Annotated in this window: 21 protein-coding genes; 12 read left to right on the forward strand and 9 right to left on the reverse strand. The window is 70.2% G+C overall.

Annotated elements, in window-relative coordinates; genetic code table 11:
• Window positions 1-16: 16 nt before the first annotated feature.
• Both ABS735_RS05775 and fasR read right to left on the reverse strand, forming a co-directional pair.
• Window positions 17-943, reverse strand: a complete 927-nt coding sequence (locus ABS735_RS05775) for an ACP S-malonyltransferase (protein WP_373901752.1) — start codon at window positions 941-943, stop codon at window positions 17-19.
• A gap of 89 nt (window positions 944-1,032) precedes the next feature.
• Entirely contained in the window at window positions 1,033-2,238 is a 1,206-nt protein-coding gene (gene fasR / locus ABS735_RS05780; RefSeq protein ID WP_052842855.1) for a fatty acid biosynthesis transcriptional regulator FasR, read from the reverse strand.
• A gap of 108 nt (window positions 2,239-2,346) precedes the next feature.
• Between fasR and ABS735_RS05785 the strand changes: the two genes are divergently transcribed.
• On the forward strand, window positions 2,347-2,997 hold the full coding sequence (locus ABS735_RS05785; RefSeq protein ID WP_373902315.1) for a pirin family protein: 651 nt from the start codon (window positions 2,347-2,349) through the stop codon (window positions 2,995-2,997).
• Here the strand turns inward: ABS735_RS05785 and ABS735_RS05790 are convergent.
• Both ABS735_RS05790 and ABS735_RS05795 read right to left on the reverse strand, forming a co-directional pair.
• Window positions 2,994-3,821 (reverse strand): serine hydrolase domain-containing protein, encoded by an 828-nt coding sequence (locus ABS735_RS05790; RefSeq protein WP_373901753.1) that lies wholly within the window; start codon window positions 3,819-3,821, stop codon window positions 2,994-2,996. The genes ABS735_RS05785 and ABS735_RS05790 overlap by 4 nt on opposite strands.
• Window positions 3,822-3,840: 19 nt before the next feature.
• Complete coding sequence (locus ABS735_RS05795; RefSeq protein WP_373901754.1) at window positions 3,841-4,308, reverse strand: GNAT family N-acetyltransferase; 468 nt, start codon at window positions 4,306-4,308, stop codon at window positions 3,841-3,843.
• Between the two features lie 109 nt (window positions 4,309-4,417).
• Here ABS735_RS05795 and ABS735_RS05800 point away from each other — a divergent pair, with 109 nt between their 5' ends.
• Both ABS735_RS05800 and ABS735_RS05805 read left to right on the forward strand, forming a co-directional pair.
• Complete coding sequence (locus ABS735_RS05800) at window positions 4,418-4,915, forward strand: MerR family transcriptional regulator (RefSeq protein WP_373901755.1); 498 nt, start codon at window positions 4,418-4,420, stop codon at window positions 4,913-4,915.
• Window positions 4,912-5,928: an aldo/keto reductase gene (locus ABS735_RS05805; RefSeq protein ID WP_373901756.1), complete on the forward strand. Its 1,017-nt coding sequence runs from the start codon at window positions 4,912-4,914 to the stop codon at window positions 5,926-5,928. Before ABS735_RS05800 ends, ABS735_RS05805 begins: the two co-directional genes overlap by 4 nt.
• Window positions 5,929-6,006: 78 nt before the next feature.
• On the opposite strand, the gene ABS735_RS05810 is transcribed toward ABS735_RS05805, so the two are convergent.
• The 3 genes from ABS735_RS05810 to ABS735_RS05820 form a co-directional block, all read right to left on the reverse strand.
• Entirely contained in the window at window positions 6,007-6,891 is an 885-nt protein-coding gene (locus ABS735_RS05810) for a DUF4429 domain-containing protein (RefSeq protein ID WP_373901757.1), read from the reverse strand.
• A gap of 66 nt (window positions 6,892-6,957) precedes the next feature.
• Window positions 6,958-8,178 carry an alpha/beta hydrolase family protein gene (locus ABS735_RS05815; RefSeq protein ID WP_373901758.1) on the reverse strand — a complete coding sequence of 407 codons (1,221 nt, stop codon included), beginning with the start codon at window positions 8,176-8,178 and terminating at the stop codon, window positions 6,958-6,960.
• Between the two features lie 54 nt (window positions 8,179-8,232).
• Window positions 8,233-8,916, reverse strand: coding sequence for a TetR family transcriptional regulator (locus ABS735_RS05820; protein WP_373901759.1), 684 nt, complete (start codon window positions 8,914-8,916; stop codon window positions 8,233-8,235).
• A 115-nt stretch (window positions 8,917-9,031) separates the two neighbouring features.
• Here ABS735_RS05820 and ABS735_RS05825 point away from each other — a divergent pair, with 115 nt between their 5' ends.
• On the forward strand, window positions 9,032-10,642 hold the full coding sequence (locus ABS735_RS05825; protein WP_373901760.1) for an MFS transporter: 1,611 nt from the start codon (window positions 9,032-9,034) through the stop codon (window positions 10,640-10,642).
• Window positions 10,643-10,900: 258 nt separating this feature from the next.
• Window positions 10,901-11,209, forward strand: a complete 309-nt coding sequence (locus ABS735_RS05830; RefSeq protein WP_373902316.1) for a small hydrophobic protein — start codon at window positions 10,901-10,903, stop codon at window positions 11,207-11,209.
• Between the two features lie 184 nt (window positions 11,210-11,393).
• Here ABS735_RS05830 and aceE read toward each other — a convergent pair whose 3' ends face one another.
• The gene (aceE, locus tag ABS735_RS05835; RefSeq protein ID WP_373901761.1) at window positions 11,394-14,150 is read right to left on the reverse strand and encodes a pyruvate dehydrogenase (acetyl-transferring), homodimeric type; all 2,757 of its coding nucleotides are present in this window, start codon (window positions 14,148-14,150) and stop codon (window positions 11,394-11,396) included.
• 412 nt (window positions 14,151-14,562) lie between these two features.
• Here aceE and ABS735_RS05840 point away from each other — a divergent pair, with 412 nt between their 5' ends.
• The 6 genes from ABS735_RS05840 to ABS735_RS05865 all read left to right on the forward strand — a co-directional run bounded on the left by ABS735_RS05840 (window position 14,563) and on the right by ABS735_RS05865 (window position 19,087).
• Window positions 14,563-15,000, forward strand: a complete 438-nt coding sequence (locus ABS735_RS05840) for a DUF3052 domain-containing protein (protein WP_007449195.1) — start codon at window positions 14,563-14,565, stop codon at window positions 14,998-15,000.
• Between the two features lie 146 nt (window positions 15,001-15,146).
• Window positions 15,147-15,605, forward strand: coding sequence for a peroxiredoxin (locus ABS735_RS05845; protein ID WP_373901762.1), 459 nt, complete (start codon window positions 15,147-15,149; stop codon window positions 15,603-15,605).
• Window positions 15,606-15,717: 112 nt separating this feature from the next.
• Complete coding sequence (locus tag ABS735_RS05850) at window positions 15,718-16,293, forward strand: calcium homeostasis/redox stress adaptation protein (RefSeq protein WP_373901763.1); 576 nt, start codon at window positions 15,718-15,720, stop codon at window positions 16,291-16,293.
• A 137-nt stretch (window positions 16,294-16,430) separates the two neighbouring features.
• Window positions 16,431-17,006, forward strand: a complete 576-nt coding sequence (locus ABS735_RS05855; RefSeq protein WP_003976437.1) for a TerD family protein — start codon at window positions 16,431-16,433, stop codon at window positions 17,004-17,006.
• A 49-nt stretch (window positions 17,007-17,055) separates the two neighbouring features.
• Window positions 17,056-18,198: a DUF475 domain-containing protein gene (locus ABS735_RS05860; protein WP_373901764.1), complete on the forward strand. Its 1,143-nt coding sequence runs from the start codon at window positions 17,056-17,058 to the stop codon at window positions 18,196-18,198.
• Between the two features lie 151 nt (window positions 18,199-18,349).
• Window positions 18,350-19,087: a TerD family protein gene (locus ABS735_RS05865; RefSeq protein ID WP_373901765.1), complete on the forward strand. Its 738-nt coding sequence runs from the start codon at window positions 18,350-18,352 to the stop codon at window positions 19,085-19,087.
• A 59-nt stretch (window positions 19,088-19,146) separates the two neighbouring features.
• Here the strand turns inward: ABS735_RS05865 and ABS735_RS05870 are convergent, their stop codons facing one another.
• Window positions 19,147-20,193, reverse strand: a complete 1,047-nt coding sequence (locus ABS735_RS05870) for a TerD family protein (RefSeq protein ID WP_373901766.1) — start codon at window positions 20,191-20,193, stop codon at window positions 19,147-19,149.
• 208 nt (window positions 20,194-20,401) lie between these two features.
• Here ABS735_RS05870 and ABS735_RS05875 point away from each other — a divergent pair, with 208 nt between their 5' ends.
• Complete coding sequence (locus tag ABS735_RS05875) at window positions 20,402-21,568, forward strand: HpcH/HpaI aldolase/citrate lyase family protein (protein WP_373901767.1); 1,167 nt, start codon at window positions 20,402-20,404, stop codon at window positions 21,566-21,568.
• Window positions 21,569-21,585 lie beyond the last annotated feature (17 nt).

The following is a 21,585-nucleotide window of genomic DNA, read 5'->3' on the forward strand; positions in this document are numbered from 1 at the left end:
GCTCTCGCGCTCCTTGTCAGGCCTGGGTGTGCTCGGCGACGAGCTCGCGGGCCGCGTCGAGGTCGTCGGGGGACTTCAGGGCCAGCGTCTTCACACCGGGCAGGGCCCGCTTGGCCAGTCCGGTCAGCGTGCCGCCCGGGCACACCTCGATGATCGCGGTGACGCCCAGCTCCTTGAACGTCTCCATGCACAGGTCCCAGCGGACGGGGTTGGCCACCTGGCCGACCAGCCGCTCGAGCACCTCGGCGCCGGTGGCGACCGTCTGCCCGTCCTTGTTGGAGACGTACGTCACCTTCGGGTCGGCCGGGGCCAGCGTCTTCGCGGCCTCGGCGAGCTTGTCCACCGCGGGCGCCATGTGGTGCGTGTGGAACGCGCCGGCCACCTTCAGGGGGACTACCTTGCGGACACCCTCGGGCTTGTCCTCGTTCAGCGCGGCCAGCTGCTCCATGGTGCCGGCCGCCACGATCTGACCGGCGCCGTTCACGTTCGCCGGGGTCAGGCCGAGCTTCTCCAGGTGCGCGACGCTCACCTCGGGGTCGCCGCCGAGCAGCGCCGACATGCCGGTCTCGGTGACCGCGGCGGCCTCGGCCATGGCCAGGCCCCGACGGCGTACGAGGGTCAGCGCGGCGGTGTCGTCGAGGACACCCGCGAAGGCGGCGGCGGTGATCTCGCCGACGCTGTGGCCCGCGACCACGCCGGGCGCGATCCCGGCAATGTCACCGAGTGCCGCGGCGGAGAGGATTCCGGCGGCGACCAGCAGCGGCTGGGCCACGGACGTGTCACGGATCTCGTCCGCGTCGGCCTTGGTGCCGAAATGGGCGAGATCGAGTCCGATGGCGTCGGACCACGCGGCGACGCGGTCCGCGGCGCCGGGAAGGGCGAGCCAGTCAGTCAGGAAGCCGGGCGTCTGGGCGCCCTGGCCGGGAGCGACGAGTACGAGCACTCTCACACTCTCTCTTGAGGACGGCCACGACCGCCCGTGGGGACAGGGACGAAGAACAGGAGCGGGTTTTGTGGACCCTGCACAAAAGCTTAGAGCTGCGGATCTCCGTCGGCCAGACGCCCCAGGATGAGCGCGATCCGCAGTGTGAACGCAGACCGTACATCAGAGGGTGACCATCCGGTGACGTCAGTCACACGTCGGAGCCGGTAGCGCACGGTGTTCGGGTGAACGAAGAGCATCCGGGCCGCGCCCTCGAGACTGCTCGCCTGTTCGAGATAGACGCTGAGCGTCTCGAGGAGCGCCGCCCCCGCCTCCTCCAACGGTCTGTAGATCTCCTCCACCAACTGCTCACGGGCCGAGGGGTCGGAGGCGATCGCGCGCTCCGGCAGCAGATCGTCGGCGAGCACCGGGCGCGGAGCGTCCTGCCAGGCCGTGCACGCCTTCAGCCCGGCCGCGGCGGCCTGCGCGGACCGGGTCGCGGCCAGCAGGTCCGGCACCACCGGACCGGCGACGACCGGACCCTGCGCGAACGGCCCGATCAGCGACTTCGCCACCGCCAGCGGGTCGTTGCGGCCGCCGGCGATCACCACAAGACGGTCCCCGAGCACCCCGGTCAGCACCTGGAGCTTGGCGTGCCGGGCCGCGCGCCGGATGGCCTCCACGGTCAGCTCGGAGTCCCCGTCGGGGGCGGTGCCCAGCACCACGCACACGTGCTCGGGGGAGTTCCAGCCGAGGGCCGCGGCCCGGGACACGGCCCCCTCGTCGGCCTCGCCGCTGAGCACGGCGTTCACCACCAGCGACTCCAGCCGCGCGTCCCAGGCACCGCGTGCCTCGGCGGCCTGCGCGTACACCTGGGCGGTCGCGAAGGCGATCTCCCGGGCGTACACGAGCAGCGCCTCGCGCAGCACCGACTCGTCCCCGGGGGCCGCCACCTCGTCGATGGCGGACTCCATCACCTCGATGGTCGTGCGCACCATCTCCACGGTCTGCCGCAGCGTGATGGCCCGGGTCAGCTCGCGCGGTGCGGTGCCGAAGACGTCGGTGGAGATGGCCTGCGGCGCGTCCGGCCGCCGGAACCACTCGGTGAACGCGGCGATGCCGGCCTGGGCGACCAGCCCGATCCAGGAACGGTTCTCCGGTGGCATGGCCCGGTACCACGGCAGCGTCTCGTCCATGCGCGCGATGGCCTGCGCGGCGAGCGATCCGGAGGACTGCTCCAGCCGCTTCAGGGTCGCGGTATGCGGGTGGGCGGGCTGGGCGGGGGCGTCGGGCTTGCCGGTTTCGGGTTCGGGCACGGGGACAAGACTGCCTTATCGGGACGGGCGGGTGTGCCGCCGGGGCGGTGCTGGACGGCACGGCCGCGCTCCGGGCCTTGCCGCGCCGGGGCTACGGTGAACGACGTGATGGACGTACGCCGCGCCGACGAGCGCTACCCGGGAGGCGACCCGGAGGCGGGCATCGAGTCGCGCCACGCCTTCTCCTTCGGCCCCCACTACGACCCCGACAACCTGCGCTTCGGGGCCCTGCTGGCCTGCAACGAGGAGCGTCTCGCCCCCGGCGCGGGCTTCGACGAGCACCCGCACAGCCACACGGAGATCGTCACGTGGGTGGTGGAGGGCGAGCTGACCCACCGCGACAGCACCGGCCACGAGACGGTGGTCCGCGCCGGTGACGTGCAACGCCTCAGCGCTGCGGGCGGCGTCCGCCACGTCGAACGCAACGACGCCGCCGTCCCCCTCACCTTCGTCCAGATGTGGCTGGCCCCACGCGACCCCGGCGGCGACCCCGCCTACGAGACCGTCCGAGGCATCGCCGACTCCACCCCGTACGCGGTCCCCGAGGCCGGCGCGATGCTCCACGTGCGCCGCCTGTCGGAAGGGGAGCGGACGGCGGTGCCGGACGGGGCGTACGTGTACGTCCACGTGGTGCGGGGCGAGGTGACGCTGGACGGGGAGACGCTGGGCGCGGGCGACGCGGCCCGCGTCACGGACGCCGAGGGGGTGGAGGCGGTGGCGGTGACGCGGGCCGAGGCACTGATGTGGGAGATGGCCTAGGACAGGCCCCGGGCCTCGGCGAGCACCGCGTCCGTGAAGGGCGGCCAGGCTTCGACCGCCCAGGGGCCGAAGGCGCGGTCGGCGAGCGCCACGCAGGCGAGTCGGGCGTCGGGGTCGAGCCACAGGAAGGTGCCGGACTGGCCGAAGTGGCCGAAGGTGCGCGGGGAGGAGGTGGAGCCCGTCCAGTGGGGGGACTTGCCGTTCCGGATCTCGAAGCCGAGGCCCCAGTCGTTCGGGTTCTGGTGGCCGTAGCCCGGCAGGACGCCCTTCGTGCCCGGGTACTGGACGGTCATCGCCTCGGCGACCGTCCGGGGGTCCAGCAGGCGCGGTGCCTGCACTTCGGCGGCGAAGCGGAGCAGGTCCTCGACCGTGGACACGCCGTCCTTCGCCGGGGAGCCGTCGAGGGAGGTGTCCGTCATGCCCAGCGGCTCCAGCACCGCCTGCCGCGCGTACTCGGCGAACGGCATGTCCGCCGCCTTCGCGATGTGGTCGCCGAGCTGCTCGAAACCGGCGTTGGAGTACAGCCGGCGCTCCCCGGGCGGGGCGGTCACCTTGTGCTCGTCGAAGGCCAGGCCCGAGGTGTGTGCGAGCAGGTGACGGACCGTCGCCCCGGGCGGCCCGGCGGGCTCCTCCAGCTCGATCGCGCCCTCCTCGTACGCCACGAGGGCCGCGTAGGCCGCGAGCGGCTTGGTGACCGACGCGAGCGGGAAGCGGTGCGTGGCCGGGCCGTGGGTGCCGAGGACGGTGCCGTCCGCCCGTACGACGCCCGCCGCGGCGGTGGGGACCGGCCAGTTCTCGATCGACGCGAGGCTGTTCAAGGACATGGCGTCGAGCCTAAGCGGCTCAGAGGTACAGCCGCATCGAGGGGGTGGTGTCACGCGTGAAGCCCATCGACGCGTACAGGGGCTCGGCGTCGGGGGAGGCCGTGAGCATGACGTGCCCTGCGCCGCGCTCGCGGAACCACTCCAGCAGCTCGTCCATGCACGCCCGCGCGTATCCGCGACGCCGGGCGTCCGGGTCGGTGGCCACGCTGAAGACGTACCCGAGCAGTCCGCCCGGCCGGCCCGGCCCGCCGATCCGGTACTCCAGCGTCCCCACCACCAGCGCCGCCAGCGCGTCCGGCCGCTCCGGGTGGTCGACCACGAACGCCGCGAAGCTCCCGTCCGGATCGGCCAGCCTCTCCCGCAGGCCGGGCAGCGACCCCGCCTGCCAGTCGGTGGGGGCGTCGGGGGCGACGGAGGCGATCATCACCTGTCGGAGGCGGAGCACTTCCTCCGCGTCCTCGGGCACGGCACGGCGTACGAGACTCATGCCCGCACGCTAGTGACCTGCCGGGTCGTGTGTCCTGCGGATTTCCGAAGGCGGGTTCCGGCCGGCGGCGCTTGCCTGGAGTGCACTCCAAGGCCATAGCGTGTGGCACATGACGGTGATGCAGACCACGGCCGGGACCCTCGGTCCGAACGCCACCAGCAACGTCACAAGAACCGACATCTGCTCCGCCCCGCCCCGGCGCCACCCGCACCCCGACGGGCAGGACCGCTACACGATCAGCGAGGTCGTCGCCTTCACCGGCCTGACGGCCCACACGCTGCGCTGGTACGAGCGGATCGGCCTGATGTCCCACATCGACCGCTCGCACACCGGGCAGCGCCGCTACAGCAACCGCGACCTGGACTGGCTCGACTTCGTCGGCAAACTGCGTCTGACCGGCATGCCGGTCGCCGACATGGTCCGGTACGCGGAGCTGGTGCGCGAGGGCGAGAGCACCTATCCCGACCGGCGGGAACTGCTGGAGTCCACCCGCCGCGACGTGCTGACGCGGATCGCCGAGCTCCAGGACACCCTCGCCGTACTCGACCGGAAGATCAGCTTCTACGGGGACGCCGGACGCACCCGTGAAGGGGAGAGGAACCGATGACCCACAGCAGGATCCCGACGGCACGGCTCGGCGCGGACGGCCCGGAGGTGGGCGTCCAGGGGCTCGGCTGCATGGGCATGAGCTTCGGATACGGCCCCTCGGACGCCGAGGCGGCCCGCGCGACCCTGGAACGGGCGCTGGAACTGGGTGTCACGCTCTACGACACGGCCGACGCCTACGGCGCGGGCGAGAACGAGCGGTTCCTCGCGCCGTTCTTCAACGCCCACCGCGACGAGGTCGTCGTCGCGACCAAGTTCGCCCTGTCGATCCCGCCGGACGACCCGAACAGGCGGATCATCCGCAACGACGCGCCGTACATCCGCGAGGCCGTCGAGGCGAGCCTGCGCCGCTTGGACATCGACGTCATCGACTTGTACTACATGCACCGGCGCGACGTGAACGTGCCGATCGAGGAGACCGTCGGCGTCATGGCCGACCTGGTCCGCGAGGGCAAGGTCAAGCAGCTCGGGCTGAGCGAGGTGACGGGCGACGAGCTGCGGGCCGCGCAGACGGTGCATCCGATCGCCGCCGTGCAGTCGGAGTGGTCGCTGTTCAGCCGGGACATCGAGGCGGGCGTGGTGTCGGCCGCCCGCGAACTGGACGTTGCCCTCGTCCCCTACTCCCCGCTCGGCCGGGGCTTCCTGACCGGTTCCTTCGCCAACGCCGACCAGGACCTCACCGACGGCGACTTCCGCCGCCAGCAGCCCCGCTTCACCGGCGACAACGCGGCGGCCAACGCGGCCCTCCTCGCCCCGGTCCGCACCCTCGCCGAGGCCCACGACGCCACCCTGGGCCAGATCGCCCTGGCCTGGGTCCACCAGCGCGCCCAGGTCCACGGCCTGCCGGTCGTCCCGATCCCGGGCACGCGGAAGCCGACGCGGGTGGAGGAGAACACGGGGGCGACGAGGATCGTCCTCACCGACGAGGAGCTGTCCCTGCTGGAGCCGATCGCGGAGAAGGTCGCGGGCGACCGGTACGCGGACATGACGTTCACTTCTGCCGGACGTGAGTAGAGACACTCAGGGGCGCGGGGAACTGCGCGACCAGCCACGAACGACCCGCACCCGAATACGAATCAGACCCGGCAGACGCTAAAGCTCCGCCAACAACTCCGCCTTCTTCGAGGAGAACTCCTCGTCCGTCACCAGCCCCTGCTGATGCAGCTCCCCCAGGTGCCGTATCCGCTCGGCGATGTCCGCCGGGTCACGACGGGGCGCCGGCACCGGTACCGGAACCGGGGTGCTCGCGCCCCGCTCCCGTACCGCCGCCAGCACCGCGGCCGCGAACGGCAGTGACTCGTGCACCGGCCCGTACCCGAGCCCGAACACGACCGCCGCCGGATCCTGGTCGGCCTGGGGGACGGGCGGTGCGGCCGCGGCGGCCACGCCGACCGGCGTGTCGGCGTCACGCGGCAGCAGCCGCAGGTACCCCTCGAACATCTCGGGGGACCGCCATTCCACCCCGCCCAGGTCGGCGACCGGGAAGTTCTGGTCGCCGGCCTTCCACTTCGCCGAGGACGCGCCCGTCCAGGACCACCGGAAGGACACCGCCCTCCCGTCGAAGGACGCCTTCCCGTCGTACGCCTTGAAGTGCAGAGGTGCCTCGGGCGGTGCCACCAGGAAGCGTTCGGTCTTGCCGGACTCGGTCAGCAGCGCCCGCAGCTCGTCCGCGTAGTACTCCGCGAGCGTCTCCCGTTCGGCGGGCAGCACCAGCCGGTAGGGGTCGCCGCTCTCCTTCAGCTGTCCGGCCGCCGCCTCGATCAGCGGATCGGCGCCCGCGCGCGGTTCGACGCGCAGCACGACGGTGCCACGCTTGCCGGGCGTGAGCGTCACGCCCTCGATCGCCTCCAGGGGCACACGGCGTTCCCCCAGGGCCTGGAACAGCTTGGGTGTTCGAATCCCCCGTTCGTAACGGATGAGCACGGAGTCGGACTCGAACTCCCAGGCGGCATGAAATCCGGCCAGTACGTCACCCATGCGGCTCATCGTATGCGGCACGAGCCTCTCCGTCCCCTCCCCGCGCAAACCGGAGTTTCTGCGCCTCTACGCGCGTCCGGCCGCCGTAGCCGCGGACAAACCCGCCCGGCATGTGTCACCTTCGGTGGCGCAGGCGACCGTGCGGTATGCGCCAACCCCGATCCCCGCGAAGTTCCGCAGGCTGTCCGTGCCGGGTACGAAGTAGCCGCCGTGTCCCTGGGCGCCCCGCGCGGACAGCACCCGCGCCCCGAAACCGGCGGACACCGGATCGGCGCCGTGCCCGAGGCCGCCGACCTCCAGGTACGGCACGTCCTGGATCCAGTCGTCGGCGTCCCGCATCGCCCACACCCGGGCGGAGGTATCGAGGTGGGAGGCGTTCTCGGCGCGCATGCCGGGACTGCCCGCCACCGCTATGTCGGTCACCCGGCCGGGCAGCGTGTCGGCGGCGAGGCCGCACACCACCGAGCCGTAGCTGTGGCAGAAGAGGGAGACCGGGGAGCGGCCGGGCAGCGCCCGCAGCAGCGCGTTCAGCCGCACGGCCCCGTGTGCGGCGCGGTTCGCCGTGGCCGCCTCCATGCCGAGACCGCTGGGGGAGGTGTAGTCGGCCCAGGCGATCACCGCTGTGCCGGTGCCGGGGCTCGCCGCGCGCTCGGCCGCGTACAGCGACTCGGCCATGCCGACGGGCGCCGCGTACTTCTTGCGGTCGGTGCGCTGGAAGGTGAGCAGTTCGGTGTCCACGCCGGGCACGACGACGGACACGCGGTCGGCGCGGTCCAGGTTCCCGAACACCTCGGCGACCTTGCCCGAGCCCGCCGGGTCGAAGGCGAGGATGTGCCGGCCGGGGTCGAGCAGCGACTCGTAGTTGTGCATCCGCCGGCCCGCCTCGCGCTGCCCGGCCGGGGACAGGCGCTTGTCGTGCATGCGGGTGCGCTCCACCGACCGTGCCTTCTGCAGCGCGGAGCGGTTGGCGAGGTAGCGCAGTTGGACGGGGGCGCCGTTCATGTTGCCGACGGCCAGCGGATACCGGTGGGCCAGGCTCGTGCGCTGCCATGCGGAGAGCGAGGCGAAGAAGCGGGCCAGCCGGGTGGGCGCCGCCTGCGCGTCGGGCAGCCGCCGTCCGTCGATCCGGCCGTGCTCCCAGGCCGTGACCGACGCTTCGAGGGCGGTGGGGCCCCGCTGGTCGCGCAGGGCGGTCCAGCCGGTGGTCGCCAGCATCACGAACACCACGGCCAGGGCGAGCAGTACGCGCCAGACGTTGAGCTGCGGGGAGGTGTCGAAGGAAGTCACTGGGAGGACACACTAGGAGAACGGGCCGGTCTCGCGTGAATCCAGTGACACGGATCACGTTTCGGCGCGGCGCCAGTTCCCGGTGAGCGTGGGCGCCACCTGGTCGAGGTAAGCGGCCGTCAGGTCCCGCAGGGCCGCCAGGCTTGCGTCGTCGCGTGCCGACCAGAGCCGCTCGGTCACCCGCATCACCGCTCCGAAGACGGCCACGACCACGCGGGGCCGCGGATCCCTGTCGATGTCCAGCCCCTCGCGGCCGGCGACGACGCGGGCGATCTCCTCCTCGAGCTCCGTCGCGCGCCGCAGATGGGCGGCGAGCAGCGCGGGCGTCGACTCGATCACCCGGTAGAAACGCATGTGCAGCTCCAGCGGGACCAGCTGCTCGACGGCCTCGCCGATGGTGCTCCAGCTCTCCACTAGGGCCAGGCGCAGCGCGTCCAGGGGCGCCTCCTCGGGCGGACGTGCGTGCACGGCGTCGACGAAGCGGGACTCCGCGAGCCGGGACACGAAGAACGCCGCCTCCTCCTTGGAGGCGAAGTAGCGGAAGAAGGTGCGCTGCGAGACATCGGCGGCCTCGGCGATGTCGTCGACGGTGGTCTCCTCGTAACCGCGCTCGGTGAACAGTTCGAGGGCGGAGCGCAGCAGCAGGTCCCGGGTGCGCTGTTTCTTGAGTTCGCGCAGGCCAGGGCGGGAGGCCGCGGATGCGGTCTCCGGCGGCGCCGACGTGCCGGCCACCTTCAAAGGTCCTCTCCTTCGTACTGATTCCGCAGTTCAGGCTATATGGGGGATGTCTTGTCAGTTACTGACTCGTGAATTGGTTTGTCAACTGTCAGCGGCTGTCATTAGCCTCGGCGGTATGACTAGTCAGACCACCATCGACAAGCCGGGACCGGGTGACGGCACCCCGGCGGGTTCAGCGCCCGCCAAGGGATGGCGGGGCCATCCGTGGGTCACCCTCGTCACCGTCGCGGTCGGGGTCATGATGGTGGCCCTGGACGGCACCATCGTGGCGATCGCCAACCCGGCCATCCAGGACGACCTGGACGCCAGCCTCGCGGACGTCCAGTGGATCACCAACGCCTACTTCCTCGCCCTCGCGGTCGCCCTGATCACCGCGGGCAAGCTCGGTGACCGCTTCGGCCACCGGCAGACCTTCCTCATCGGTGTGGCCGGCTTCGCCGCCTCCTCCGGTGCCATCGGACTGTCCGGCAGCATCGCGGCGGTCATCGTCTTCCGCGTCTTCCAGGGCCTGTTCGGCGCGCTGCTGATGCCGGCCGCGCTCGGCCTGCTGCGGGCCACCTTCCCGGCCGAGAAGCTCAACATGGCCATCGGCATCTGGGGCATGGTCATCGGCGCCTCCACCGCGGGCGGCCCGATCCTCGGCGGCGTGCTGGTCGAGCACGTCAACTGGCAGTCCGTGTTCTTCATCAACGTGCCGGTGGGCATCGTCGCCGTCGTGCTCGGCGTCATGATCCTGCTGGACCACCGGGCCGAGAACGCGCCGCGCTCCTTCGACGTCGTCGGCATCGTGCTGCTGTCGGCCTCGATGTTCGCTCTCGTCTGGGCGCTGATCAAGGCTCCCGAGTGGGGCTGGGGTTCCGGTCAGACCTGGCTGTTCATCGGCGGTTCGGTGGTGGGCTTCGTCGTGTTCTCCTTCTGGGAGACCAAGGTGAGGGAGCCGCTGATCCCGCTGGCGATGTTCCGCTCGGTGCCGCTGTCGGCCGGTGTGGTCCTGATGGTCCTGATGGCCATCGCCTTCATGGGCGGTCTGTTCTTCGTCACCTTCTACCTGCAGAACGTCCACGGCATGAGCCCGGTCGACGCCGGTCTGCACCTGCTGCCGCTCACCGGCATGATGATCGTCGCCTCGCCGCTGGCCGGTGCGATGATCACCAAGGTCGGCCCGCGCATCCCGCTGGCCGGCGGCATGGTGTGCACCGCGGTCGCCATGTTCGGCATCTCGACGCTGGAGACGGACACCGGCAGCGGCCTCATGTCGCTCTGGTTCGCCCTGCTGGGCCTCGGCCTCGCGCCCGTCATGGTCGGCGCCACCGAGGTCATCGTCGGCAACGCGCCGATGGAGCTCTCGGGCGTGGCCGGCGGCCTCCAGCAGGCGGCGATGCAGATCGGCGGCAGCCTCGGCACGGCCGTGCTGGGCGCCGTGATGGCCTCCAAGGTCGACAACGACCTGGCCGGCAACTGGGCGGACGCGGGGCTCCCCGAGCTGACGCCGGAACAGGCGCACCAGGCCTCCGAGGCGGTCCGGGTCGGCGTCCCGCCGGTGGCCGAGGGCACCCCGGCCGAGGTCGCCGGAAAGATCGCGGGCGTCGCCCACGACACCTTCATCTCCGGCATGAGCCTGGCCTCGCTCGTCGCCGCCGGGGTCGCGGTCGTGGCGGTGTTCGTCGCCTTCCTCACCAAGCGCGGTGAGAACGCGGACGCGGGCGCGGGCGTGGGCCACATCTGATTCGCCCGCGAAGTGCGCGCCCTGTCGCCCGGTTCGTCCATCAGGGTGACAGGGACCGCGAACCCTCCCCGCCGTCGGACATCGCAGGTCACAGTGGGTCAAGTCCTCCGCAGGGCACGGAGGACGAGAGGCTGCGGCGCGCTGCCGGAGGGGGGCGGCGCGCAGGCAGCACGTTCGAAGCAGGCCCGAATCGGCCGTGAAGCAGGCATGAGTCGCCGCACGCGGGTACCCGAACTCCACAAGGAGTTCAGGGAGTTGATGATGGCGAGCTTCGGACAGGGATCGCGCAGGCACCCCCGCTCACGTGGCCGGACGTGGTCACGGAACGGGCCGGATCGCGCGACGCTCGCAATCGTCGGAGTCGTCTGCGCGGTCGCCGGCTTCTTCGTGCTGGGGATCGTCCTCGGCCCCGTGGCGATCGTCTGCGGCTGGCTCGCCATGGGCCGCAGCTGGGCGGGTTCCCGCCCGGTACCGGCCGTGGTCGCCCTGGTCCTGGGTGCCATCGACACGCTTCTGGCACTCGTCTGGCTCGTCGGAGCGACGTCTCCCGGCTACGGCATGTTCTGACCGCAGCGCGGTATCACCCGTCGCCCGGACGTTCCCGCCCCCGCCCGTTACGGACGGGGGTGAGCCGTGTACCCCCGCCCATGACGCGCGGGGTGAGCCCTACGTACGACACCGACCGCCGTACGTCACACCGACCGGCGTACGTCACACCGGCCGGCGTACGTCACACCGACCGGCGTACGCCCTACGCGTCCCCGCCGGCCGCCCCCGGGTCCGCCGCCGTCACGTCGAGCAGCCGGTACCGGTCGATCGCCTGCTTCAGCACCGACCGGTCGACCTTGCCCTCCCGCGCCAGCTCGCTCAGCACGCCCACCACGATCGACTCGGCGTCGATGTGGAAGAACCGCCGCGCGGCCCCCCGCGTGTCCGCGAAGCCGAATCCGTCGGCGCCCAGCGACTGGTACGTCCCCGGCACCCACCGCGCGATCTGGTCCGGCACCGACCGCATCCAGTCGGACACCGCCACGAACGGCCCCTGCGCACCCGCCAGCTTCCGCGTCACGTACGGCACCCGCTGCTCCTCCTCGGGGTGCAGCAGGTTGTGCTCCTCGCAGGCCACGGCCTCGCGCCGCAGCTCGTTCCAGGAGGTCGCCGACCAGACGTCGGCGCGCACGTTCCACTCCTCGGCGAGGATCCGCTGCGCCTCCACGGCCCACGGCACGGCGACGCCGGACGCCATGATCTGCGCCGGGACAGAGCCGCCCGTGCCCTCGCTGAAGCGGTAGACGCCCTTGAGGATGCCCTCGACGTCCACGTTCTCGGGCTCGGCCGGGTGCCGGATGGGCTCGTTGTAGACGGTGAGGTAGTAGAAGACGTCCTCGCCGTGCGGGTGCTGCTCGTCGCCGCCGTACATCCGGCGCAGCCCGTCCTTGACGATGTGCGCGATCTCGAACCCGAAGGCGGGGTCGTACGCCACGCACGCCGGGTTGGTCGAGGCGAGCAGCTGCGAGTGCCCGTCCGCGTGCTGGAGGCCCTCACCGGTCAGGGTCGTGCGGCCCGCGGTCGCGCCCAGCACGAAACCGCGCGCCAACTGGTCGCCCATCTGCCAGAACTGGTCGCCGGTGCGCTGGAAACCGAACATCGAGTAGAAGACGTAGACCGGGATGAGCGGCTCGCCGTGCGTCGCGTACGCCGAACCCGCCGCGATCAGCGAGGCCGTGCAGCCGGCCTCGGAGATGCCGTCGTGCAGCATCTGCCCGTTCGGCGCCTCCTTGTAGGCGAGCAGCAGATCGCGGTCCACGGACTCGTACTGCTGCCCGAGCGGGTTGTAGATCTTCGCACTCGGGAAGAACGAGTCCATGCCGAACGTGCGGTACTCGTCCGGCGCGATCAGCACGAACCGCTTGCCGATCTCCTTGTCCCGCATGAGGTCCTTCAGCAGGCGCACAAAAGCCATCGTCGTCGCGATGGACTGCTGGCCCGACCCCTTCTTCACGGTCGCGTACGTCTTGTCGTCCGGTAGGGGAAGCGGCTTCGACCGGACGACCCGGGTCGGCACGTACCCGCCGCAGCCCAGCCGCCGGTCGTGCATGTACTGCATCTCCTCGGTGTCCCGGCCCGGGTGGTAGTACGGCGGCGGGCCGGACTCCAGCTCCTTGTCGGAGATCGGCAGGTGCAGCCGGTCGCGGAAGCGCTTGAGGTCGTCGACCGTCAGCTTCTTCATCTGGTGCGTGGCGTTGCGGCCCTCGAAGTTCGGGCCCAGCGTCCAGCCCTTGATCGTCTTGGCCAGGATGACCGTCGGCTGGCCCTTGTGCTCCAGCGCCGCCTTGTACGCCGCGTAGATCTTGCGGTGGTCGTGGCCGCCGCGGCCCAGGTGCAGGATCTGGTCGTCGGTCATGTTCTCGACCATCGCGCGCAGTCGGTGGTCGTCGCCGAAGAAGTGGTCGCGGATGTAGGCGCCGGACTCGGTGGCGTACGTCTGGAACTGGCCGTCCGGGGTCGTGTTCATGCGGTTGACCAGCACGCCGTCGCGGTCCTGGGCGAGCAGCGGGTCCCAGGTGCGGTCCCACACCAGCTTGATCACGTTCCAGCCGGCGCCCCGGAAGACCGACTCCAGCTCCTGGATGATCTTGCCGTTGCCGCGCACCGGGCCGTCGAGGCGCTGGAGGTTGCAGTTGACCACGAAGGTCAGGTTGTCCAGGCCCTCGCGGGCGGCGATGGACAGCTGGCCCAGCGACTCCGGCTCGTCCATCTCGCCGTCGCCGAGGTAGGCCCACACGTGCGAACGCGAGGTGTCCGCGATCCCGCGCGCGTGCATGTAGCGGTTCATCCGCGCCTGGAAGATCGCGCCGATCGGGCCGAGGCCCATGGAGACCGTCGGGAACTCCCAGAAGTCCGGCATCGACCGCGGATGCGGGTACGACGACAGCGCGTTCGGCGCCTTGGACTTCTCCTGCCGGAAGCCGTCCAGGTGCTCCTCGCTGAGCCGGTCCAGCAGGTACGCGCGCGCGTAGATGCCCGGTGAGGCGTGTCCCTGGAAGAAGACCTGGTCGCCGCCGTCGCCCTCGTCCTTGCCCCGGAAGAAGTGGTTGAAGCCCACGTCGTACAGGGAGGCGGAGGAGGCGAAGGTCGCGATGTGACCGCCGACACCGATGCCGGGCCGCTGCGCGCGCGAGACCATCACCGCCGCGTTCCAGCGGGTGGCGTTGAGGATCTTGCGTTCGATCTCCTCGTTGCCGGGGAAGAACGGCTCGCTCTTGGTCGGGATGGTGTTGACATAGTCCGTACTGCGCATCTCGGGCACGGCCACGCGCTTCTCGCGGGCCCGCTCGATCAGCCGCAGCATCAGATAGCGGGCCCGCTCCCGGCCGCGCTCGTCGACGGCGGCGTCGAGGGAGTCGAGCCACTCCTGGGTTTCCTCGGGATCGAAGTCAGGAACCTGACTCGGAAGGCCGCCAATGATGATCGGACTGCGATCACTGCGATCGGATGCGGAAGCCACGCTGTTCCTTCGCTGTCAGAGGGCCGTTTTTCCAGGTGTCTTTTCCGGGTGCCTTTTCGGGTGTCTGCGCCGATTCCCCCGCTGGTTCCCCATCGTGTACCTCGCGGGGGCCGTCGTCATCTGTACCGTGGGGTAACCGGTTCTCCCGTGAGGATCGGGGGCACGTTCATTCGAGTCTCGTACCCACACATGGTTCCCAAATACGCAAACGGGGCAGATAGGTGTGGTGTACGTCACCTTCGGGCTGGACGGCATGGCTGGAGTTGCGGCGACACGGCCGGGATCGTCACCGTTTCGGCGGTCCCGGACGCCGGGTACTTGCGCGATCCGTCCCGCCCGTGTGGACTACGGCCAAGCTTCGCGCACGCGCGAGGCCGAAGACATCTACCGAAACATGATCAGGAGGCAACCCGTGAGCGCGACCGCGGACCACGCGGAGGAGCGGACGAACCCTGCCGCCAGGCTGGGTTTCCAGCCCGGGCAGGTGGTCCAGGAGATCGGCTACGACGACGACGTCGACCAGGAGCTCCGCGAGGCCATTGAGGGCGCCGTCGAGGGCGAGCTGGTGGACGAGGACTACGAGGACGTGGCCGATGCCGTCGTGCTGTGGTTCCGTGACGACGACGGCGACCTGACGGATGCGCTGGTGGATGCCACCACGTACATCGAAGAGGGCGGGTCGATCCTCCTTCTCACGCCGAAGACCGGCCGTGACGGGTACGTCGAGGCCAGTGACATCTCGGAAGCCTCGACGACCGCCGGACTGACGGCGTCCAAGAGCGTCAGCGTCGGAAAGGACTGGAGCGGCAGCCGGCTGGCGACGCCCAAGGCCGCCAAGTCCAAGCGGTAGCCCCCCGGGCTCCGCGACACACCGGACTCCGGGCGGGTCGACGGCCGACGGCTGTCGGCCCGTCCGCGGGTCCGCGACCCTCCCTGCGTAGGGTGTCTCCAGCGAACCACTCACGGAGAACTTCCTGCGGAAGGGACGAACGGGACATGGCGATCCAGGTCGGCGACAAGGCCCCCGACTTCGAGCTCAAGGACAACCACGGCGCGACCGTCCGGCTGTCCGAGTTCCGCGGCCGGAAGAACGTCGTGCTGCTCTTCTACCCCTTCGCCTTCACCGGTGTGTGCACCGGCGAGCTGTGCGAGGTGCGCGACAACCTGCCGCAGTTCTCCGACCGGGACACCCAGGTGCTCGCCGTCTCCAACGACTCCATCCACACCCTGCGCGTCTTCGCCGAGCAGGAGGGCCTGGAGTACCCGCTGCTCTCCGACTTCTGGCCGCACGGCAACGTCTCGCGCGACTACGGCGTCTTCGACGAGGACAAGGGCTGCGCCGTCCGCGGCACCTTCGTCATCGACCAGGAGGGCGTCGTGCGCTGGACCGTGGTCAACGGTCTGCCGGACGCCCGTGACCTGACCGAGTACGTGAAGGCGCTCGACGCGCTGTGATTTGTCGGCCTCAGGGCCTGCGGGGTGCGGGAACCCGTCACTAGGATCGAATCGTTGATCCGATATCCACGCACTACGGGGCACCCCGCCCCTGGACACCAATGGAGGACTCGTGGGAGTCAGCCTCAGCAAGGGCGGCAACGTTTCGCTGACCAAGGAGGCCCCCGGCCTGACCGCGGTCATCGTCGGTCTGGGGTGGGACATCCGCACCACGACCGGTACCGACTTCGACCTCGACGCCAGCGCACTGCTGCTGAACAGCGGCGGCAAGGTCGCCAGCGACGCGCACTTCATCTTCTTCAACAACCTGAAGAGCCCGGACGGATCGGTCGAGCACACCGGCGACAACATCACCGGTGAGGGCGAGGGCGACGACGAGCAGATCAAGATCAACCTCGCCACGGTCCCCTCCGACATCGAGAAGATCGTCTTCCCGGTCTCGATCTACGACGCCGAGAACCGCCAGCAGTCCTTCGGCCAGGTGCGCAACGCGTTCATCCGCGTCGTCAACCAGGCCGGCGAGACCGAGATCGCCCGCTACGACCTGAGCGAGGACGCCTCCACGGAGACCGCCATGGTCTTCGGCGAGCTGTACCGGCACGGCACGGAGTGGAAGTTCCGCGCCATCGGCCAGGGCTACGCCTCCGGCCTGCGCGGCATCGCCCAGGACTTCGGCGTGAACGTCTGAGCGACCGAACGGCCGGGGCGAGGGCCTCGATCGTCCGGCGAGGCCACGGTCTCGATACGTCCGGCGCCGCACGGTTTACGTGCGGCGCCGGACGCGCAGGAAACCCAAGAACCATCACCCGGGGAGGGACCATCACCATGGGCGTCACGCTTGCCAAGGGCGGCAACGTCTCCCTGTCCAAGGCCGCACCGAACCTCACGCAGGTACTGGTCGGGCTCGGCTGGGACGCGCGTTCCACCACCGGAGCACCCTTCGACCTCGACGCGAGCGCACTCGTGTGCAGCAGCGGCCGGGTGCTCGGCGACGAGTGGTTCGTCTTCTACAACCAGCTCAAGAGCCCGGACGGCTCGATCGAGCACACCGGCGACAACCTCACCGGCGAGGGCGACGGCGACGACGAATCGCTGCTGGTCGACCTCTCCAAGGTGCCCGCCCACTGCGACAAGATCGTCTTCCCGGTCTCGATCCACATGGCCGACGAGCGCGGCCAGACCTTCGGCCAGGTCAGCAACGCCTTCATCCGGGTCGTCAACCAGGCCGACGGCCAGGAGCTGGCCCGCTACGACCTCAGCGAGGACGCCTCCACGGAGACCGCGATGATCTTCGGCGAGCTCTACCGCTACCAGGGCGAGTGGAAGTTCCGTGCAGTGGGGCAGGGGTATGCGTCGGGGCTTCGGGGCATCGCTCTAGACTTCGGAGTCAACGTTTCGTAAAGCCGAGTACGGCGCGGGGGAGCCCCGTACACACACGATTGGGTAGCCAGTGCTTCTGAAAACCTTCGGCTGGTCGTTCGCGGTCACCGCGCTCGGCCTGGTCGCGGCGGTCTTCTACGGGGGGTGGACCGCCTTCGGCATCGTGGCGATCCTCTCCATCCTGGAGATCTCGCTGTCCTTCGACAACGCGGTGGTCAACGCCGGGATTCTGAAGAAGATGAATGCCTTCTGGCAGAAGATCTTCCTCACCATCGGCGTTCTCATCGCCGTCTTCGGTATGCGCCTGGTGTTCCCGGTCGTGATCGTGGCGATCAGCGCCCAGCTCGGACCGATCGAGGCCGTCGACCTCGCGCTCACCGACAAGGACCGCTATCAGCAACTGGTGACGGACGCCCATCCGTCGATCGCCGCCTTCGGTGGCATGTTCCTTCTGATGATCTTCCTCGACTTCATCTTCGAGGACCGGGACATCAAGTGGCTGGCCTGGCTGGAGCGCCCGCTCGCGAAGCTCGGCAAGGTCGACATGCTGTCGGTCTGCATCGCCCTGATCGTGCTCCTCGTCTCCGCCATCACCTTCGGCGCCCACGCCCACCAGCACGGCGGCGCACACGCCGACAAGGCGGAAACCGTCCTGCTCGCGGGCATCGCCGGCCTGATCACCTACATGATCGTCGGCGGACTCTCCGGATACTTCGAGGACAAACTCGAAGAGGAGGAGGAACGCGAGCACGAGGAGGAAGAGGCGGCCGAACGCGCCGGAAAGCCCAAGTCGGCCGTCAAGCTGGCGGGCAAGGCCGCGTTCTTCATGTTCCTCTACCTGGAGGTCCTGGACGCGTCCTTCTCCTTCGACGGTGTCATCGGCGCCTTCGCCATCACCAACGACATCGTCCTGATGGCCCTCGGCCTCGGCATCGGCGCCATGTACGTCCGTTCGCTCACGGTCTACCTGGTCCGCCAGGGCACCCTCGACGACTACGTCTACCTGGAGCACGGCGCCCACTACGCCATCGGCGCCCTGTCCATCATCCTGCTGGTCACCATCCAGTACCAGATCCACGAGATCATCACCGGCCTCGTCGGCGTCATCCTGATCGCCTGGTCCTTCTGGTCCTCGGTGCGCCGCAACCGCGCACTGGCGGCGGCCGGGGGAGACGGCGACCAGGAGAAGGCGGAGGTCTCCTCCGGGGTGTGAACCCCTTGATTCCCGGGCCGGGGCGCGCTCCCGGTGCACCCGTGCCCCTGGTGTGAACCCGGCCCGGACGAGGAACGCTCTGAGCGGGGCGGCCGACGAGGACGACTCCTCGGGGCCGCCCCGTCGGCGGTGACGCGAAGGTGGGGCGGGAATGGGCTTCTTGGACGGGCTGTGGCGCGGCCGCGAGTCCGAGTTCGACTCGGGCAGCGCGGCGACCAACTCCATCCAGCTGACCAAACGGCACAGCCAGGTCTCCCTGACCAAGCAGGGCGCGGCGACCGGCAATCTCCGCATCAACCTCTCCTGGCGGATGCGGACCTCCGACATCATGGGCACCCAGCGGGAAAGCCTGCTGCGGCACCCCTTCAAGGCGCTCAAGCCCCCCGAGGTCGTCGGCCACAGCCAGAGCATGGTCAACGTCGACCTCGACCTCGGCTGCCTCTACGAACTCCAGGACGGCACCCGCGGGGTGGTCCAGCCGCTCGGCGGCTTCCTGGGCGACGTCAACGCCCCGCCCTACGTCAAACTCAGCGGCGACGACCGCTTCGGCTCGGCCTCCGGCGAGACGATCTACATCAACCTCGACCACAGGGACGCCATCAAGCGCCTGCTGCTCTTCGCCTACATCTACGACCAGACCCCCGCCTTCGACCGGACGCACGCCATCGTCACGCTCTACCCGAGCAACGGCCCCCGCATCGAGATAGGCCTCGACGAGCGCCATCCGCAGGCCCGGTCCTGCGCCGTGGTGATGATCGAGAACGTCAAGGACGAGATCATCGTCCGCCGCGAGGTGAAGTTCGTGTACGGCTTCCAGGGCGAACTGGACCGGCTGTACGGGTGGGGCCTGCAATGGGGCCGGGGGCACAAGAGCAAGGCGGAGCGCTGAGCCCGCGCCCGGGGCGCTGACGCGTCCCGCGGCCGCACACCCCGTCCGAGGCGAGGTGGCTACCGGCCGAGGAACTGCGGCCCCTGCGGGGGCAGCCGGAAGTCCGGATCGGGCGCCCCGGTGACCGGCTGCGGATAGCCGTAGCCGGACTGCGCCCCGGTGACCGCGGCCGCGGCGGGCGCCTGCGGATACCCGTACCCGGACCGGCCGGCAGCGGGCTGGGGATAGCCGTAGCCGGGCTGGGCCGCCGGCTGCTGCGGATAGCCGTACGCGGGCTGGGCCGGTACACCGGTGGGCTGCTCGGGCGGCAGCGGCCGTGAGACCTCCGGCAGGGGCTGCACGGCCGTCGGCTGGTCGGGACCGACCACCGGCGGGGCGGACCCGGACTGTGCCGACACGGGCTGGGCCGACACGGACTGGGCCGACACGGACTGGGCCGACACGGACTGGGCGGGCGTGGGCTGGTCGGGCGTGGACTGGGAGGGAGCGGACGGATCGGACGGGGCGGGGGCCGGCGGAGCCGGATCGGGCCGTGGGGCCGACATGGGGTCGTCCGCCCCCTCCGACTCGTCCACCGAGATGCCGAAGTCGGTCGCCAGACCCTTGAGCCCGTTGGAATAGCCCTCGCCCAGCGCCCGGAACTTCCAGCCCTCCCCGCGCCGGTACAGCTCGCCGCAGATCAGCGCCGTCTCCTGGCCCGTCTCCGGCTTGACGTCGAAGTACGCCAGCGGTTCCGCGTCGGCGGCTGCGGCGTCGTACAGCAGGATGCGCAGCCACGTGACCCGGTCGAAGGCGACGCCGTCCGCCGAGGCGACCAGCAGGATCCGGCCCACGGAGGGCTCGACGCCGGAGAGGTCTGTCTGGATCGTGTCGGTCAGTCCCTCGGCGACCCGCTTCTTGCCGAGCCGCCAGACCTGGCCGGAGGGGTGCCGGGGCTGGTTGTAGAAGACGAAGTCCTCGTCGGAACGCACACGGTCGTCCGGCCCCAGCAGCAGTGCGGAGGCGTCGACGTCGGGGACCCCCTGCCCGGGTGTCCAGCGCAGCACGGCGCGTACCGTGGTGGCTTGCAGCGGGACGTTCGACCCCTTCAGCATCGCGTGCGTCATGCCGTCATCCTGCCCTCTCGGTCCTGGTCACGACAACGCGGGGGCGGGTACTCGGCTCGTGTCCGCCCGCCCCGGGTCGCCGCTGTCGACACGGCCGGGTTACCTGGAATTCATGCCCGGTGGGAACCTCCGACACGGATACGTACGTACTATTACCGGCCACCTTTCGACGATTCACAGGTTGTCCAGACACCACGGGGGAGTTTAAATGCGTCATTTCGGACAGATAGCCCCTGATGTGCGGAAGCGTCTCTTTCATCAGGAGCCCTGTTTCTTCACGGCGGACTCCCCGGCCCGGCTGCTGTCCGCGGCCCTGGGCGCCACGCTCTACAGCCCGGCCACCCGGCCGAGCCTCGCCGACGACATCCTGAAGCAGGGTGCGCGCGGGCTGGTGTCGATGGTGCTGTGCCTGGAGGACTCGATCGACGACGCCGACGTGCCCGTCGGCGAGGCGAACCTCGTCCGCCGGCTCACGGACCTGGCGGAACGTTCCGACACCGATGTCCCCCTCCTGTTCGTCCGGGTCCGCACCCCCGAGCAGATACCCGACCTCGTACGGCGCCTGGGCCCCGCCGCGCGGCTGCTGTCCGGGTTCGTGCTGCCGAAGTTCACCGAGGAACGCGGCATCCCCTTCCTGGAGGCGCTCGCCGCCGCCGAGGCCACCAGCGGCCGCAGGCTCTTCGCCATGCCCGTGCTCGAGTCCCCGGACCTGCTGTACCGGGAGTCCCGGGTGCAGACGCTGGAGGGCATCTTCCGCGCGGTCGACAAGTACCGGGACCGCGTGCTCGCCCTGCGGCTCGGCGTGACCGACTTCTGCTCCTCCTACGGGCTGCGCCGAGGCCCCGACATGACGGCCTACGACGTCCAGATCGTCGCCTCCGTGATCGCCGACGTGGTGAACATGCTCGCCCGCGCCGACGGCACCGGCTTCACGGTGACCGGACCCGTGTGGGAGTACTTCCGCGTCCAGGAGAGGATGTTCAAACCGCAACTGCGGCAGAGCCCCTTCCTCGAGGGACAGGCCGTCGAACTGCGCCAGAAGCTCATCGAGCACTCCATGGACGGCCTGCTGCGCGAGATCTCCCTGGACCGGGCCAACGGCCTGCTGGGCAAGACCTGCATCCACCCCTCGCACGTGCTCCCCGTGCACGCCCTGTCCGTGGTCAGCCACGAGGAGTTCAGCGACGCCCAGGACATCCTGCGGCCCGAACGATGCGGTGGAGGCGTGATGAGGTCGGCCTACACGAACAAGATGAACGAGGTGAAGCCCCACCGCGCCTGGGCCGGGCGGACCCTGCTGCGCGCCGAGATCTTCGGGGTGGCGAACGAGGACATCGGTTTCGTGGAACTGCTCGCAGCCGGCCTGTCCGACTGAACGCCGGGCGACGGGAA

The sequence above is a fragment of the Streptomyces sp. MMCC 100 genome (genome assembly GCF_041538145.2).
Classification (GTDB): Bacteria; Actinomycetota; Actinomycetes; order Streptomycetales; family Streptomycetaceae; genus Streptomyces.

What these genes read in the sequence shown, in the direction of transcription:
- ABS735_RS05845 (WP_373901762.1), top strand. Translation starts at nt 15,147, where the DNA reads ATGGCGATCCAGGTCGGCGACAAGGCCCCCGACTTCGAGCTCAAGGAC.
- ABS735_RS05805 (WP_373901756.1), top strand. Translation starts at nt 4,912, where the DNA reads ATGACCCACAGCAGGATCCCGACGGCACGGCTCGGCGCGGACGGCCCG.
- ABS735_RS05800 (WP_373901755.1), top strand. Translation starts at nt 4,418, where the DNA reads ATGACGGTGATGCAGACCACGGCCGGGACCCTCGGTCCGAACGCCACC.
- ABS735_RS05795 (WP_373901754.1), bottom strand. Translation starts at nt 4,308, where the DNA reads ATGAGTCTCGTACGCCGTGCCGTGCCCGAGGACGCGGAGGAAGTGCTC.
- ABS735_RS05855 (WP_003976437.1), top strand. Translation starts at nt 16,431, where the DNA reads ATGGGCGTCACGCTTGCCAAGGGCGGCAACGTCTCCCTGTCCAAGGCC.
- ABS735_RS05790 (WP_373901753.1), bottom strand. Translation starts at nt 3,821, where the DNA reads ATGTCCTTGAACAGCCTCGCGTCGATCGAGAACTGGCCGGTCCCCACC.
- ABS735_RS05865 (WP_373901765.1), top strand. Translation starts at nt 18,350, where the DNA reads ATGGGCTTCTTGGACGGGCTGTGGCGCGGCCGCGAGTCCGAGTTCGAC.
- ABS735_RS05830 (WP_373902316.1), top strand. Translation starts at nt 10,901, where the DNA reads ATGATGGCGAGCTTCGGACAGGGATCGCGCAGGCACCCCCGCTCACGT.
- ABS735_RS05810 (WP_373901757.1), bottom strand. Translation starts at nt 6,891, where the DNA reads ATGGGTGACGTACTGGCCGGATTTCATGCCGCCTGGGAGTTCGAGTCC.
- ABS735_RS05875 (WP_373901767.1), top strand. Translation starts at nt 20,402, where the DNA reads ATGCGTCATTTCGGACAGATAGCCCCTGATGTGCGGAAGCGTCTCTTT.
- ABS735_RS05785 (WP_373902315.1), top strand. Translation starts at nt 2,347, where the DNA reads ATGGACGTACGCCGCGCCGACGAGCGCTACCCGGGAGGCGACCCGGAG.
- ABS735_RS05825 (WP_373901760.1), top strand. Translation starts at nt 9,032, where the DNA reads ATGACTAGTCAGACCACCATCGACAAGCCGGGACCGGGTGACGGCACC.
- ABS735_RS05870 (WP_373901766.1), bottom strand. Translation starts at nt 20,193, where the DNA reads ATGACGCACGCGATGCTGAAGGGGTCGAACGTCCCGCTGCAAGCCACC.